This window comes from Rhodobacter sp. SGA-6-6, assembly GCF_011043545.1.
Classification (GTDB): Bacteria; Pseudomonadota; Alphaproteobacteria; order Rhodobacterales; family Rhodobacteraceae; genus Pseudogemmobacter.
In genome coordinates this window covers 205,247-219,750 of the sequence record NZ_JAAKGP010000001.1, presented here as the reverse complement: position 1 = coordinate 219,750, position 14,504 = coordinate 205,247, and the positions used below count along the sequence as shown (strand labels likewise).

12 protein-coding genes are annotated in these 14,504 nt (G+C 71.1%); 3 read left to right on the top strand and 9 right to left on the bottom strand.

All coding sequences use genetic code 11. From position 1 onward, the window contains the following. Nucleotides 1-225 precede the first annotated feature (225 nt). From G5B31_RS00975 to G5B31_RS00935, 9 genes are all read right to left on the bottom strand, one after another. Nucleotides 226-1,536 carry a pitrilysin family protein gene (locus G5B31_RS00975; protein WP_165012899.1) on the bottom strand — a complete coding sequence of 437 codons (1,311 nt, stop codon included), beginning with the start codon at nucleotides 1,534-1,536 and terminating at the stop codon, nucleotides 226-228. Then, nucleotides 1,533-2,948: a pitrilysin family protein gene (locus G5B31_RS00970; RefSeq protein ID WP_165012897.1), complete on the bottom strand. Its 1,416-nt coding sequence runs from the start codon at nucleotides 2,946-2,948 to the stop codon at nucleotides 1,533-1,535. The genes G5B31_RS00975 and G5B31_RS00970 overlap by 4 nt, the downstream gene beginning before the upstream one ends. A gap of 78 nt (nucleotides 2,949-3,026) precedes the next feature. Further along, the gene (locus tag G5B31_RS00965; RefSeq protein ID WP_165012895.1) at nucleotides 3,027-3,560 is read right to left on the bottom strand and encodes a DUF3035 domain-containing protein; all 534 of its coding nucleotides are present in this window, start codon (nucleotides 3,558-3,560) and stop codon (nucleotides 3,027-3,029) included. 53 nt (nucleotides 3,561-3,613) lie between these two features. Beyond that, nucleotides 3,614-4,132: a signal peptidase II gene (gene lspA, locus G5B31_RS00960; protein WP_165012893.1), complete on the bottom strand. Its 519-nt coding sequence runs from the start codon at nucleotides 4,130-4,132 to the stop codon at nucleotides 3,614-3,616. A 1-nt stretch (nucleotide 4,133) separates the two neighbouring features. Further along, complete coding sequence (gene purH / locus G5B31_RS00955; protein ID WP_165012891.1) at nucleotides 4,134-5,735, bottom strand: bifunctional phosphoribosylaminoimidazolecarboxamide formyltransferase/IMP cyclohydrolase; 1,602 nt, start codon at nucleotides 5,733-5,735, stop codon at nucleotides 4,134-4,136. An 11-nt stretch (nucleotides 5,736-5,746) separates the two neighbouring features. After that, nucleotides 5,747-7,477, bottom strand: coding sequence for a heparinase II/III family protein (locus tag G5B31_RS00950; protein ID WP_165012889.1), 1,731 nt, complete (start codon nucleotides 7,475-7,477; stop codon nucleotides 5,747-5,749). A gap of 275 nt (nucleotides 7,478-7,752) precedes the next feature. Continuing rightward, on the bottom strand, nucleotides 7,753-8,904 hold the full coding sequence (locus tag G5B31_RS00945) for a saccharopine dehydrogenase C-terminal domain-containing protein (RefSeq protein WP_165012887.1): 1,152 nt from the start codon (nucleotides 8,902-8,904) through the stop codon (nucleotides 7,753-7,755). 57 nt (nucleotides 8,905-8,961) lie between these two features. Beyond that, a complete protein-coding gene (locus G5B31_RS00940) occupies nucleotides 8,962-10,017 on the bottom strand; it encodes a saccharopine dehydrogenase (protein WP_165012885.1) in 1,056 nt (351 codons plus the stop codon). Further along, a complete protein-coding gene (locus G5B31_RS00935) occupies nucleotides 10,014-10,247 on the bottom strand; it encodes a WGR domain-containing protein (protein ID WP_346763864.1) in 234 nt (77 codons plus the stop codon). Before G5B31_RS00935 ends, G5B31_RS00940 begins: the two co-directional genes overlap by 4 nt. Nucleotides 10,248-10,312: 65 nt before the next feature. Here G5B31_RS00935 and G5B31_RS00930 point away from each other — a divergent pair, with 65 nt between their 5' ends. The 3 genes from G5B31_RS00930 to G5B31_RS00920 are packed head-to-tail and all read left to right on the top strand — an operon-like array spanning nucleotide 10,313 to nucleotide 14,501. Continuing rightward, on the top strand, nucleotides 10,313-11,212 hold the full coding sequence (locus G5B31_RS00930) for a hypothetical protein (RefSeq protein ID WP_165012883.1): 900 nt from the start codon (nucleotides 10,313-10,315) through the stop codon (nucleotides 11,210-11,212). A 2-nt stretch (nucleotides 11,213-11,214) separates the two neighbouring features. Further along, the gene (locus tag G5B31_RS00925; RefSeq protein WP_165012881.1) at nucleotides 11,215-13,695 is read left to right on the top strand and encodes a hypothetical protein; all 2,481 of its coding nucleotides are present in this window, start codon (nucleotides 11,215-11,217) and stop codon (nucleotides 13,693-13,695) included. After that, entirely contained in the window at nucleotides 13,689-14,501 is an 813-nt protein-coding gene (locus G5B31_RS00920) for a glycosyltransferase (protein ID WP_165012879.1), read from the top strand. The genes G5B31_RS00925 and G5B31_RS00920 overlap by 7 nt, the downstream gene beginning before the upstream one ends. Nucleotides 14,502-14,504: the final 3 nt, after the last annotated feature.

Below are 14,504 nucleotides of genomic sequence, written 5' to 3'. Positions count from 1 at the left end.
TTGCCTCCGGCGGGGATATTTAAGGGCAGGTGAAAGGGAAGAAGCGCTCTTCTTCTGCATTCACCTGCCACAAATATCCTCAGGGGTATGCCAGCGGTTTCGCCATCGGTTCGAGAAACCGATGGCATGGGGGGCAGAATGCCCCCATCAGCCGACAGCAGTCCCAGGCGACTCCGTCAGCTACAACGATAAAGGCTTGCGCCGGCAGCCGCGCAATCTGGACCCTCACAGCCCCTTCGGCTGGCCCACCACCACGAAATGCAGCTCCTCCGGCAGGAAGATGCGCTTGGCCACGCGCTGGACATCCTCCATCGTCACCGCCTCGACCTTCTCGTTGCGGGTCACGGCATAATCGATCGGCAGGTTCTCCATCTGCATCCCGACCAGCACATTGGCGATGTTGCCGTTGCCGGCGAAGCGCAGCGGGTAGCTGCCGGTGAGGTAGGTCTTCACCTCCTCCAGTTCCGCCTCGGTCAGGCCCTCGGCCGCCACCTTCGCCCATTCGGCGCGGACGACCGAGATCGCCTCGGCCACCTTGTCGTTCGAGGCGGAGAACTGGCCCAGATACAGCTCGGCATGGTCCATCGGCACCAGCCAGGTGCCAATGCCGTAGGTCAGCCCGCGCTTCTCGCGCACTTCCTTCATCAGCCGGGCCGAGAAGCGGCCGCCGCCCATGGCCTCGTTCAGGATATAGGCGGCGAAGAAATCCGGGTCGTCGCGGGGGATGCCGCGGTGGCCGAAGAACACCACCGATTGCGGCGAGGGGAACTGCTCCACCGTCACCCCGGGCTGGAGGAGCCAGGGCGCGCGCTCCGGCATCGGGGCGCCGGTGGCGGGCAGGCCGGCGAAGAGCGTGTCGAGCAGCGCGGAGAGTTCCGCCGCGGTGATGTCGCCGGCGGCGGCGACATAGATGCGGTCATGCGCCATCGCGCCCTTGTGGGCGGCGACGATGTCGTCGCGGGTCAGCGCGGCCACGCTTTCGGGCGTGCCTTCCTTGGCGGTGCCGTAGGGATGGTCGGCAAAGGCCAGCCGGTCGAAGGCCAGCGGCGCCAGCGCCTCGGGCGACTTGGCGTCCGAGCGCAGGCCGGACAGCACCTGCTCGCGCACCCGGTCCAGCGCCGACTGGTCGAAGCGCGGGTTGACCAGCGCCTCGTGCAAGAGCGCCACCGCCTCGTCGCGGTTCTCGGTCAGCATCCGGGCCGAGACCGAGACGGAATCGTTGCCGGCGTCGAAGGAGAAGCTGGCGGCAAGGGAATCGCGCGCCTCGGCGAAGGCGCGGCTGTCCATTCCGGCGGCGCCTTCCTCGATCAGCCCGGTCATCAGATAGGTGGCGCCGCGCTTGCCGGGGACATCCAGCGAGGTGCCGCCCTTGAACACGATCTCCAGCGCGACGAAGGGGATGCCGTGGTCCTCGACCAGCCAGGCGGTGACGCCGCCGGGGGAGGTGACCTCCTGGATGTTCAGCTCGGCCCGCGCGGGCAGGGCCAGCGACAGGGCGGCGGCAAGAGCCAGCGCGAAGGGGCGGACGAAGCTCATTCCTGGATCTCCTCGGGCATAAGTTCCGGGATGGCGTCGGCCGGAGGCGCTTCGGCGGGGGCCTCCGCCGGGCCTTCCGGGCGGACCAGCCAGGCGGTCACGGCCTTGTTGCGGTCCAGCACCTTGGCGGCGGCGGCCTGCACCTCTTCGAGGGTGACGGCGGACAGCACCTCGTCCCAGTCCTGAACGTCCTTGACCGTCAGGCCCACCGTCAGTTCCTCGCCATAGGCCTGCGCCAGGCCGCGGATGTTGTCGCGGGCATAGATCTCGGCGGCGCGGATGCGGGTGCGGATGCGCTCGAAGGCGGCCGGGTCGGGGCCTTTCGCGATGAAATCGGCCAGCGCCGCATCCAGCGCGGCTTCGGCGTCCTGCAGCTCCACCCCCGGCGCCGGGATGACGATCAGGCCGAAGGTGGTGTCGTCGATGGCGGTGCCGTCGTAATAGGCGGCGGTATAGACCGCGGTCTGGCTGTCGAACTGCAGCGCCCGGGCCAGGTGCGAGGTCTGGCCGTCGCCGCCCAGCAACTCGGCCAGGATGGTCAGCGCCGCAGCCTCGCGCTGGTCTCCCGGATCGCGTTCCGGCGCCAGGTAGGTGCGGTAGAGATAGGGGTCCGAGACCCTTTCGTCGGCCATGGTGATCCGGCGCTCGGACAGCTGCGGCGGCTCCTGCGGGCGCTCGCGCGGGGCGATGCCGTCCGAGGGGGCGATCGGGCCGTAGTATTTCTCGGCCAGATCCTTCACCTGCTCGGGCGTGGCGTCGCCGGCGATGATCAGGATGGCGTTGTTGGGGGCGTAGTATTTCACATACCAGGCCAGCGCATCCTCGCGGCTCAGCCCCTCCATCTCGTGCCGCCAGCCGATCACCGGCACGCCGTAGCGGTGATTCAGGAACTGCGCCGCGCGCATCTGTTCGTTCATCAGCGCGCCGGGGTCGGAGTCGGTCCTTTGCGCGCGTTCCTCCAGGATCACCTGCCGCTCAGTCGCCACATCCTCCTCGGTCATGCGCAGGTTGCGCATCCGGTCGGCCTCCATCTCCATCACCAGCTCCAGCCGGTCGGCGGCGATGCGCTGGAAATAGGCGGTGTAGTCCCAGGAGGTGAAGGCGTTGTCGTCGCCGCCCTGCGCCTCGATCATCGCCGAGAAGGCGTTGGGCGGGATCTTGTCGGTGCCCTTGAACATCAGGTGTTCCAGGAAGTGGGCAATGCCGGAGGTGCCCGCGGGTTCGTCCGCCGCGCCGGCGCGATACCAGATCATCTGCACCACCACCGGGGCGCGGTGGTCCTCGATCACCACGACCTCCAGGCCGTTCTCCAGCGTAAAGGTGGTGACGGTCTCGGCCGCGGCGGGACGGGAAGGCGCAAGCGCCGCCGCAAGCGCCAGCGGCGCGGCAAGCAGGATCTGGCGGAAAAGCATGGGGCCTCCGGTTGGTTGGGGGCAGGCTAGCCGGTCGGCTGGCGGGATCAAGCAGGTCTACGCCTTTGTGATGGCGCGCTATTCGCCGTCCTGGGCCGGCGGGGCCGAGGGGGTCCTGACCCCGCGCGACCGCCAATACGCAAGCTCGGCCTGCTGGTCGAGCCAGAACTTCTTGTAGGCCTTGAAGTAGACATTGACGTTGAACAGCCGCTCCAGCACCCGGCCGTTGTTGTCGCGCCGCCAGTCCAGGTCTTCCGAGGCCAGCTGCCCGCGGATGTCCGCCTGCACGCCGAAGCGGCCGGCATGGGCGTAAAGCGCGCCGTCCGCCGCCGGCACCCCGCCGGTGCGGGCCTGCGGCTTGCCGCCGAGCGCGACGGCGGCATCGTCGAAGGGTTGCGGGTCGGTGCGGTTGGCGCCGCCGGGGGTGGGCTGCGGCAGGTCGGACAGCGATTCCGGCATTTCCAGCGGCTTCGGCGGCAGGATGCCGAATTCGTCGGGGCCATCGGTGGACTTGATGTTCATCAGCACCGGCGCCTTGTCGCGGCCACCGCAGGCGGCAAGCCCCAGCATCGCCACGATTGCGATGGCGGTCACGCCAGCCCTTGCCTGCATCAACGAAGCCTCCACGTCCTTTGTCCCCGTCTTACCGCATGGATCGCCCGGCGTCACGGGGTCTTTCGGGCAGGCTTTCCTGTCCTGCGCCGGCCGCCCTTGCCGCCCTGCGCCGGCCTGCCGGAGAAGGCCACCAGGCCGAGCGCGCCGGCGAAGATGGCGATGTCGGCGACGTTGAAGGCATAGGGATTCTCGATCCCGCAGCAGGACATGTTAAGGAAATCGGCGACATAGCCATAGGCCAGCCGGTCCACCACATTGCCGAGCGCGCCGCCGACCAGCAGCCCGGCCGAGACCTGGGCGATCCTGTTCGCCGGCTCGCGCCGGACCCAGGTGACGACCCAGGCCGAGATCGCCAGCGCGACCACGATCAGCAGCCAGCGGCCGATCCCGCCTTCGCCGGAGAGGAGGCCGAAGTTGATGCCGTAGTTCTTGGCCCAGTGGAAGACGAGGTAGGGCGGCAGCACCGCGATCTCGCCCCGTTCGGGCAGGTTCAGGCCGTGGATCACGCCCAGCTTCGTCGCCTGGTCCAGCGCGAAGGTCAGGGCGGCGGAAAGGGCAAGGAGCCGCATCTCAGTGCCGGAAATGGCGCTGGCCGGTGAAGACCATGGCGAGGCCGGCCTCGTCGGCGGCCGCGATCACCTTGTCGTCGTTCATGCTGCCGCCGGGCTGGATCACCGCCGTGGCGCCTGCTGCGGCGGCGGCCAGCAGCCCGTCGGGGAAGGGGAAAAAGGCGTCGGAGGCGACGACCGATCCGATGGCCGGGCTTTGCGGCAGGGCCAGCGCCCCGGCCATGTCCTCGGCCTTGCGGGCGGCGATGCGGGTGCTGTCGACCCGGCTCATCTGCCCCGCGCCGACGCCCACGGTGGCGCCGTCCTTGACGTAGACGATGGCGTTCGACTTGACGTGCTTGGCCACCTTCCAGGCGAAGAGCAGGTCCTGCATCTCGGCCTCCGTCGGCGCGCGCCTGGTCACCACCTTCAGCGCCGCGCCGGCAAGCGGCTGCGAATCGCGGTCCTGCACCAGCAGCCCGCCCGCGACCTGCCGGAACGCCAGCCCCGGCGCGGCGGCGTCGGGCAGCGCCTCGGTGGTCAGCAGCCGCAGGTTCTTCTTCGCGGCGAAGATCGCCCTGGCCTCGTCCGAGGCGCCGGGGGCGATGACGACCTCGGTGAAGATCTTCACGATCTCCTCCGCCGTGGCCGCGTCCAGCGGCCGGTTCAGCGCCACGATGCCGCCGAAGGCCGAGGTCTGGTCGCAGGCGTAGGCGGCCAGATAGGCCTCGCGCAGGGTCGCCGCGCGGGCGACGCCGCAGGGATTGGCGTGCTTGATGATGGCGCAGGCCGGGCCGTCCTCGGGCGCGAATTCCGCCACCAGCTCGAACGCCGCATCGGTGTCGTTGATGTTGTTGTAAGAGAGTTCCTTGCCCTGCCATTGCCGGGCGGTCGCCACCCCGGGGCGGCGGCTGCCATCGGTGTAGAAGGCGGCGGCCTGGTGCGGGTTCTCGCCATAGCGCAGCGGCTGCGCCAGCTTCCCGGCAAAGGCGCGGTAGCGCGGCGCGGCCTCGCCGATCTCGCCCGCCAGCCAGCCGGAGACGGCGGCGTCATAGGCTGCCGTCCGGGAATAGGCGGTCAGCGCCAGCCTTTCGCGGAAGGCCAGGGTCGTTGCGCCGTCATGGGCCTCGATCTGGTCCAAGAGCGCGCCGTAATCGGCCGGGTCGGTGACCACGGTGACGAACTTGTGGTTCTTCGACGCCGCCCGGATCATCGCCGGGCCGCCGATGTCGATGTTCTCGATGCAGGTGGCGCGGTCGGCGCCCTTCGCCACCGTCTCCTCGAACGGGTAGAGGTTGACGATCAGAAGGTCGATCGGCTGGATGCCATGCGCGGCCATCGCCAGCAGGTGTTCGTCGTCGTCGCGCAGCGCCAGCAGCCCGCCGTGGATGTTGGGGTGTAGCGTCTTCACCCGGCCGTCCATCATCTCTGGGAAGCCGGTGACATCCGACACGTCCCGCACCTCCAGCCCCGCCTGCCGCAGCATCCCCGAGGTGCCGCCGGTCGAGATCAGCTCTACCCCCTTCGCCGCCAGCGCGCGGGCCAGGTCCAGAAGGCCGGTCTTGTCGGAGACGGAGATCAGCGCGCGGCCGATGTAGATCAGGTCGGTGGGCGGGTGATACATCTGGGGCCTCATCAGAGGGGGACCGGATCGTCCCGGTCCAGGTCGCGGATGGCCAGCGGAGTATCCTGTGCCTTCGCCAAGGTCCAGCCGATGCGCGTCTCGACATCCCGCGCCAGGCCGGAAAGCACGATCTGCAGCGTCGGGCGCGGATTTATCCGGCCCTTTTCCAGGTAGAACGATGGATCGAGCGACAGTTTGCCGCTGCCGTCGTGGCGGAACACCCAGATTTCGCCCGACCGCAGCTGCATCGAGACCGCGGTGCCGCCCATGTCCAGCGTGGCGTCGACATCGGGATGCAGGTGGAAGCGGAGGGCGAAGCCGATGCCTTCCAGATGCGAACGGTCGAGCAGGGTGCCGAAGCGCTTGCGGTCGGCGAAGCTCATCGCCGTCAGCGCGTCGGTGCCGACGAGGCGGCGGCCGTCGCCCGACAGGTGCAGCTCGCGGCTGGCGGTCAGGCCGTGGGTGGCGGTCCAGCCGTCATGGGCAAGGTGCACGGTGCCGCCCTCGCCCGGGGCCAGCCGCAGCGCGGTGACGCGGGCGGTGTCGTCCAAGAGCCCCTCCTCCGCCCGGGCGCCGAAGCGCGAGGAGGAGAAGCCGGTCAGGCACAGCGCGGAATGCGATTGCGTCGCCCGCCCCGCCAGCCGCCACTCCGGCCCGAACGGCAGGCCGGAGCCGCAGGAGACCACCAGCGGCCGCCGGCCCGAGGTCAGCTCGAAGGCGGCGGTGGAGGCATGGGCGGTGGCGCGGGCGGTCCCGCCGGGCGGGTCGGCGGCGTCGAGGATCAGGCTGGTGCGGCCGCCGGTCAGCCGGACGAAGCCCATGGCGCTGGCGACATGGCCGATGGGTCCGCCGGGGCCGGCGGCGGCCAGCGCCTGGTCCAGCCGCCCTTCCATCCCCTTGCCGCCGCCGTGGAAGCGGGCCAGCCCGCCATCGGCATGGCGCAGGATGCGCAAGCTGGGGGCGATGCGGGCGATGGCGTCGGACAGCGCCTCTGGGATCGGGCTTTCGGCCTCGGCCAGGGCGCGGACGGCCCAGGTCAGCAGCGTCAGCACCTCCAGCAGTTCCTCGGGGTTGCGGGTGGGCAGCGCGCCTTCGCGGTCGATCTGGGCGGCGCATTCCCGCGACAGCGCGGCCAGCGCCGGGGCGGTGAGGTCGCCCTTGCCGATCAGCGACAGCCCGGCGTAGAGCAGGCCGGTCAGCGCCTCGAACCGCGGCAGGCCGGGGCGGGCGGCCTTCCAGCGCCGGGCAAGATAGGCGGCCTGGCGCGAGAGCGAAAGGTAATAGGCATCCGCCGCGGCCTTGTCGCGGCCCTGCAGCAGGAAGAGCGCGTGGTGGATCCAGCGGATGATCCGGCGTCCGGTCAGGTCGGGCGTCCAGCCGGGGCCGCGGCCCTCGCCGTAGCGGGCGATCCAGCCCCAGGTCCAGCCCTGCGCCAGCGCCCGGGCCTGCGGCGTGCCGAGCGCGGCAAGGTCGTCGAGCCAGGAAAACCCCTGCGCCTCGGCCCCGAAGGCGGGGTCCGGGGGCGGGATGTCCCAGAGATCCGTCCCCGGCGCCTCGGCCAGGAAGCCGGCCAGCAGGACGTTGCCGGAGAGGATCTGCTTGCCGCGGGCGTAGAGACCGATGGAGCGCGGGTCGGGCTGCGAGACGAAGCCGGTCGCCGCCGTCGCGCGCCGCGCCGCCCGGGCGGCAAGCCGGTCGGACAGGCCGGGACGGCCGGTGGCGGTGCTGTCGCGGCGGCGCATGGCGGTGCTCGGGTTCCTCTCGGTGCGCCCGGGTTGGCGCCCCGGATCGCGCGCGACCATAGCGGGCGCCGGCCGGGCTGTCACGCGGTTGGGGCGCGTCCGTAGTGGCGAAGGCTTTTGCCTTCGCCAATGCGCAACGGTTCGGTTTGACCGGCCGGGTGCCCAAAGCACCCGGCCAGCGCCCGCCCGAGGATGACGCGGAACGGCGGGGTGAACCCCGCCCTACGAGGCCGGCTCCCGTAGGGCGGGGTTCACCCCGCCGCGCCGGTTGCCCCTCACGCCAGGTGGTCGATTCGCGCCATGTATTGCGCCAGCCGCTGCACCTGGCCCAGCCAGGCGCTCAGCAGCCGCGGGTCGTGCGGGGCGGAATGGACGCCGGCCGGGATTTCCCGGTTCAGCACCGATTCGACCGCCAGCGACACCGGCACCGAGACCAGCCGCGCCATGGCCGAGCCGCGTTCGTCGCCCCAGGCGTCCATGGCCCAGGTCTCGTGGAACACCGGCTTGCCCTCGCGTTCCGCCTTCAGCGCCACGAACAGCACCACCCGGTCGGGTTCGCCGGGGGCATAGGCGTTCTCCTTCAGCAGCGCCTCGGCGCGCGCCGTCAGCGCGGCGTCCACCTGGGAGGGCGAGGCGCCTTCCAGCGCCTCGATCTCGGCGAAGATCGGCGCCCAGGCCCCGGCCCAGCCGTTCAGGCGGATGGTGCCGCGGACGAAATCCTTCACCTTCCAGGCCGGATCGAAGCGGTAGTCGGCGATGAAGGGATAGGAATCGCGGTTCGGATAGACCTCGAAGCTTTCGGGCTGCGGCAGCGGCGCGATGTATTGGGTGATCGCCTCCCAGGGCCGCGACACCCGCAGTTCCGAGAAATGCCTCAGGCTGCGCGAGGGCGAGCGCAGCGCCTTCAGCACCCCGGCGGGCGCCCAGCTGAACTTGTAACGGAAGGCATTGGCGTGCTTCGGCACCCCGCCGCAATAGGAGGTGAAGGACAGCACGTTGCCGGCGTCATAGGCCCGGCTGGCGCGGTAGCGCGCCACCAGGTCATGCGCCATCAGGTGGTCGATGCCGGGATCGAGGCCGACCTCGTTCTGGCTGACCAGCCCCTTCTCGCGGAACTCGGCGTCCAGCAGGCGCATCTCCGGCGCGATGTAGGAGGAGGAGACGAAATGCGCCTCCTTCGCCAGGCAGGCCCGGGCGATGGGAACGTGGTTGTCGGCGGGCAGCATCGAGATCGCCACGTCGCCGGGGGCAATGGCGTCGGTCAGCGCCTCCAGCGTATAGGCGCGGATGTCGCTGGCGATGTCGCCCACCGCCTCCTGCGCATTGGCGACCGTGCGGTTCCAGACCACGACCGGGTGCCCGGCCTCGATCAGGCGGCGGAGGCCGGGGCCGGAGGAAAGGCCGGTGCCGCACCAATGGATGGTCATCTGTCTTCTCCTGTCATGCGGGCGCGGGCGGATTTTCGGCGAAAATCCGGGGCCGCTTCAAAGATCTGCGCTGTGGCGGTCGTAATCGGCCTTCGCCCTTCCCCAGACGCCCGAGGACAGGTCGGTCAGGGTCAGCAGCGACGGCAGAAGCTGGGCGGCATAATCCTCGGACGATTCCACCGGCATCAGCGAGGGCAGGTTGTCGATGGCGGTCACGTCCAGCGGCGGCGCGTCGTGGACCCGCAGCGCCGGGGCGTCCCAGTCGGTGGCGCGGTCGTAGACCTTGATCGGCGAGAAGTCCGAGGTCGGGTCGCAGGCGATGTCGCCGATGACGGTCAGCCTGCGGGCCGGATCGGTCTTCGCCGTCGCCGGCACGAAGACCGGGCAGCCGGGGCGGGCGAGGATGCAGTTGAGGAAGATCTCGTGCTGCAACACCTCGGGGAAGGGCCCGCCGGAGGCGGTTTCCGCCATGTCCCAGCGGGTGACCTGCACCCCCATCGCGGTGCAGAGGTCCGCCGCCCCGGTGCCGACGCGGCCGAGCGCGCCGATGATCAGCGCGCGGGGGCGGGAGAGGCCCTTCAGCTCGGCCTCCAGCTGCTCCAGCAGGGCGGCCCTGGAGGCGACCTTGCGGACCGGGCCGCAGAGGCCGCCGCGCTGTTGCGCCGCCCAGCATTTCAGGCTGACCGCGGCGCCGGCATAGCCGGCCCAATAGCCGAAGGCGGCGACGCGGCGGCCGTCCTCGCCCACCAGATACTCCAGATCGTAGAGCGTGCCGCCGCCGGCCTTGAAGCGCTTCAACAGCACCTGCCCGGCGGGCTGGCCCTTGAAGGCATGGCCGAACATGATGTGCCGGTGCGGCAGCGGCGTGCCGTCCTCGGGCAGTTCCTTCAGACCGAAGACGATGGCGTCCTTCGGCGCGGAAGGCCAGGAGTTCTCGGCCACGATCTCCGCCCCCGCCTTGCGGTAGCCCTCGATCGGGATCGCGCGGACCGAGGACTCCTCGACCGAGACGCGGATGCCGGCGGCGACCAGCGCGACCACGCCTTCCGGCGTCACCCCCACCCGCTCCTCATGCGGGCGCTGCTCCGCCCGGACCCAGAGATGCACCGTCATGCCGAAATCCTTTCCGCGGCATAGCCCCGCCGCATCGCCTGTCTGCGCCAGCGGTCGGCGGCCTGCACCGCCTCGCGCAGGTTGCCGTGCCAGTGCTGCCGCCTGCGCCCGGGCCGGCCGCTGAGGCCCCATTCCCGGCTGACGGTATAGTCGCCGAACAGCGTTTCCGCCACCTCGACGCGGTAGAACCGCGCGCGGGCGTTCAGAAGCAGGAAACTCAGCAATTCCATCCCCCCGGCTGGTCTTGGTTCTGCTAGATAGCAGATAGGACGGGAACCGGAAGGGGAGGAAGGGCTTGAAGCGGCGGGCTTTCGGACTGGCGGCGCTGGCGGGCGCGGCGGCGGGCGGGCTGGCGCTTTGGCGGCGGCCGCGGCTGTCGGATGCCGCCTTCGCCGCGCTTTACGCCGCGCCGCTGGCGCCGCCTGCGGGGCCGGTCGATGTCTATCACCTCGGCCATTCGCTGGTGGGCCGCGACATGCCGGCGATGCTGGCGCAACTGGGCGGCCACCGCTGGCACAGCCAGCTGGGATGGGGCGCCAGCTTGCGCGACCATTGGCAAGGCGAGGTTCCGGGGCACGCGGAGGAGAACGCCACCGAAGCCTTCCGCCCGGCCGGCGAGGCGCTGGACAGCGGCGCCTATCCGGTGGTGGTGCTGACCGAGATGGTGGAACTGCGCGATGCCATCCGCTGGCACGACAGCGCCCGGCATCTGGCCCGTTGGGCGGCGCGGGCGCGGGCGGCGCGGCCGGAGGTTCGGCTCTACCTCTACGAGACCTGGCACCGGCTGGACGATCCCGAGGGCTGGGAGGCCCGGATCGCCGCCGACCTGCCCGCGCTGTGGGAGGCGCAGGTGCTGCGCCCGGCGGTGGAGAAGGCGGGGCCGATCCATGTCATCCCCGGCGGGCAGGTCATGGCGGCCCTTGCCGCGGCGGCGGAGGCGGGGAACCTGCCCGGCCTCGCCGGCCGGCAGGATTTCTTCGCCGACGACATCCATTTCAACGATCTCGGCGCCTATGCCATGGCGCTGACGCATTTCGCGGCGATCTACGGCCGGTCGCCGGAGGGCCTGCCGCACCGGCTGCTGCGGGCGGACAGGACGGCGGCGGTGCCGCCGCCGGAAGAAGCGGTGGCAAAGATGCAGGGCTTGGTCTGGCGGGTCGTGGCGGGCTATGCCCTGACCGGAGTGAAAGGATAGGCATGGGGCTGGTTTCCCTTCTGGCGAAGATCCTGTTCGTGGGCCACAGCCTCGTCGGCCCCACCCTGCCCGAACTGGTCGAGGCGGGGTTGCAGCACATGGGAGAGCCCGCCGTGGTGCAGGCGCAGGTGATCAACGGCGCGCCGCTGGCCTATCTCTGGGACCATTCCGATCAGGCCGAGGGCGTCGATGGCCGCGCGGTTCTGGCCGAGGGCGGCGTCACCGACCTGGTGCTGACCGAGGCGATCCCGCTGGCCGGGCAGGTGCAGTGGAACGACAGCAAGGGCCTGGTTGCCCGCTGGGCCGATGCGGCTGCGGCGGGCAGCCCGGGCGCGCGGGTCTGGCTTTACGAAAGCTGGCATTCGCTGGCCTCGGGCAGCGGGGCGGAGGTGCCTGACGATCCCGGCGCCGGTGTGGCCTGGCGGCAAAGGCTGCGCGACGACCTGCCCCTGTGGCAGCAGATCGCCGGCGACCGCGCCCGGCTGATCCCGGCGGGGCAGGCGATGGGGCATCTTGCCGACGAGATGGCGGCGGGCCGGGTGCCGGGGCTGTCGGACATAAGCGAGGTCTTCGCCGACGACATCCACCCCGACGGCAAGGGGCTCTACTTCCTCGCCATGGTGCATCTGGCGGCGATCACCGACCGCTCGCCCGAGGGGCTGCCGGCGAAGCTGATGCGGACATGGCCAAGCCGGGACGCGGTGATCACCGACGATCAGGCCGCCGCCTTCCAGCGCATCGCCTGGGAAGCGGTCTCGGCCTATCGGGCGACGGAGGCGGCTCCCGAGCCGGCGGTTGACGCGGCCCCGGCGGCGGACCCGGCGCCCGAGCCCGTGGAATGGGTGCCGCCGCCCGCGCCCGTCTTCGAGAAGATCGCCAACCCGAAGCTGGCGCTCGGGCTGGCGGGGGTGAACGACTGGTCGGTGCAACAGCCTTTCCTCGATGTGATGAAGACCGCCCGGCCCTGGACTGGCCATCTGGGCAACCAGTGGGGCGGGATGGAGGAGGCCGACCTGCGGGCGGCCGGGGTGCTGGACGCCGAGGGCTGGCCGCTGCGGCTGCCCGAAGGCGTCTCCGGCCTGTCCACCCTGATCCTGACCGACCTGCCGGAAGGGGCGGGCGGCGTCGCCGGGCGCTACCTCCTGACCTGGCAGGGCAAGGGCGAGTTGCGGGTCGAGGGCCGGGCGCAGGTGGTCTCGCGCCGGGAGGGCGAGGTCGTCTTCGACTACACCCCCGGCCCCGGCGCGGTGATCCTGACCATCGCCGCCACCGATCCCGTAGACCCGATCCGCGGCATCGTCGCGGTGCGGGCCGACCGGGCGGCGGCGCTGGCGGCGGGGGAGGTCTTCAACCCCGACTGGCTGGCCCGGATCGAGGGGGCGAAGACCCTGCGCTTCATGGACTGGATGGCCACCAACAACTCCACCTTGTCGCGGGCGGAGGACCGGCCGAGGCCCTCGGACTACACCTGGGCCAGGAAGGGCGTGCCGGTGGAGGTGATGGCGGCGCTGGCCAACCGGCTGCAGGCCGAGCCCTGGATCACCCTGCCGCATATGGCCGGGGACGATCTGGTCCGCGCCTATGCCGAAGCAATGCGCGACGGGCTGGACCCGGGGCTGCGGGTCTGGGTGGAATATTCCAACGAGGTCTGGAACTGGCAGTTCCAGCAGGCGCATTGGGCCGAGGAGATGGGTCGCGCCCGCTGGGGCGTGGAGGGCGCATGGCTGCAATTCTACGGCACCCGCGCCGCCGAGGTGATGGAGGTCTTCGCCGGGACGATGGGCGGGACTGACAGGATGGTCCGCGTGGTCGCCACCCAGACCGGGGTGAAGGGGGTCGAGGAGCAGATACTGACCGCGCCGCTGGCGGTGGCCGAGGGACTGCCCCCGCCGGTGGAAAGCTTCGACGCCTGGGCGGTCACCGGATATTTCTCCGGCCTCCTCGGCTCCGAGGGCAAGGTGCCGGCGGTGAAGGGCTGGCTCGCCGAAAGCCTTGCGGCGGCGGAACGGGAAGCGGCGGCGCAGGGCCTGACCGGGGCGGCGCTGGAGGGCCACCTCGCCGCCCACCGCTACGATCTGGCGCTGGAGCGGGCGGTGGCGGAGCTGCGCAACGGCGCCGCCACCGGCGCGGGGGAGGACACGCTGGAGCAGCTGCTGACCGACACGCTGCCGTATCATGCGGCGGTGGCGGCACGCTACGGGTTGACGCTGGCGATGTATGAGGGCGGCACCCATGTCGTCGGCTACGGCCCGGCGGTGGAGGATGCGGAGCTGGAAGCCTTCTTCACCGCGCTGAACTATTCCGAAGGCATGGGCGGGCTTTACGCCGACCTGCTGGCGGGATGGGCGCGGGTCTCGGACCAGCCGTTCAACGCCTTCGTCGATGTCTATACGCCGAACAAATGGGGCAGCTGGGGCGCGCTGCGGCACCTGTGGGACGACAACCCGCGCTGGCGGGCGCTGGCCGGGGGCTGCCGATGCTGAGCCTGATCATCCCGGCCTCGAACGAGGAGGGCTGGATCGGGCCCTGTCTCGACGCGGTGGCCGCCTCGGACCCGGTGCCCGGGGGCTTCGAGGTGATCGTGGTGGCGAACGGCTGCCGCGACGCCACCGTTGCGGTGGCGCGGGGCTTCGCCGACAGGCTGCCGGGCCTGCAGGTTCTGGACCTGGCCGAGGGCTCGAAGCCGCTGGCGCTGACGGCGGGGGACGGGGCGGCGGCGGGAGAGCTGCGCGCCTACCTCGACGCCGATTGCGTGCTGTCCCCCGGCGTGCTGGCGGCGCTGGCGTCGGCACTGGCCCGGCCCGGGCCAGTCTATGCCGGCGCCACCCCGGTGGTCCCGCGGGCAAGGTCATGGGTCACGCGGGCCTATGCGCGGTTTTGGCAGCGGCTGCCCTTCGCCCGCTCCACCGCCCCGGGCTACGGGCTTTACGCGGTGAACGTGGCGGGGCGGGCAAGATGGGGCGACTTTCCCCGCATCCTCTCGGACGACACCTTCGTGCGGCTGCAATTCGCGCCGGAGGAACGGGTGCAGGTGCCGCAGACCTATCTCTGGCCGATGGCGGAAGGTTTCGCCGCGCTGGTCCGCACCCGCCGCCGCCAGGACCGCGGAGTCAGGGAACTGGCCGCGCTCCACCCCGGGCTGATGCAGCGCGAGGGCAAGCCGCGGCCGACGCTGCCTGCCTTGACCGGGATGGCCCTGCGCGACCCCCCGGGCTTCCTGACCTATGCCGCCGTCGCGCTGGCCGTCCGCCTGCGCCCGGCGGGGGATGCCTTCACCCGCGGCCGCTGAGCC

Coding starts and splice junctions, on each gene's coding strand:
- G5B31_RS00965 (WP_165012895.1), bottom strand. CDS start 3,560: ATGCAGGCAAGGGCTGGCGTGACCGCCATCGCAATCGTGGCGATGCTG.
- G5B31_RS00970 (WP_165012897.1), bottom strand. CDS start 2,948: ATGCTTTTCCGCCAGATCCTGCTTGCCGCGCCGCTGGCGCTTGCGGCG.
- G5B31_RS00945 (WP_165012887.1), bottom strand. CDS start 8,904: ATGACCATCCATTGGTGCGGCACCGGCCTTTCCTCCGGCCCCGGCCTC.
- G5B31_RS00940 (WP_165012885.1), bottom strand. CDS start 10,017: ATGACGGTGCATCTCTGGGTCCGGGCGGAGCAGCGCCCGCATGAGGAG.
- G5B31_RS00925 (WP_165012881.1), top strand. CDS start 11,215: ATGGGGCTGGTTTCCCTTCTGGCGAAGATCCTGTTCGTGGGCCACAGC.
- lspA (WP_165012893.1), bottom strand. CDS start 4,132: ATGCGGCTCCTTGCCCTTTCCGCCGCCCTGACCTTCGCGCTGGACCAG.
- G5B31_RS00935 (WP_346763864.1), bottom strand. CDS start 10,247: ATGGAATTGCTGAGTTTCCTGCTTCTGAACGCCCGCGCGCGGTTCTAC.
- G5B31_RS00975 (WP_165012899.1), bottom strand. CDS start 1,536: ATGAGCTTCGTCCGCCCCTTCGCGCTGGCTCTTGCCGCCGCCCTGTCG.
- purH (WP_165012891.1), bottom strand. CDS start 5,735: ATGTATCACCCGCCCACCGACCTGATCTACATCGGCCGCGCGCTGATC.
- G5B31_RS00950 (WP_165012889.1), bottom strand. CDS start 7,477: ATGCGCCGCCGCGACAGCACCGCCACCGGCCGTCCCGGCCTGTCCGAC.
- G5B31_RS00920 (WP_165012879.1), top strand. CDS start 13,689: ATGCTGAGCCTGATCATCCCGGCCTCGAACGAGGAGGGCTGGATCGGG.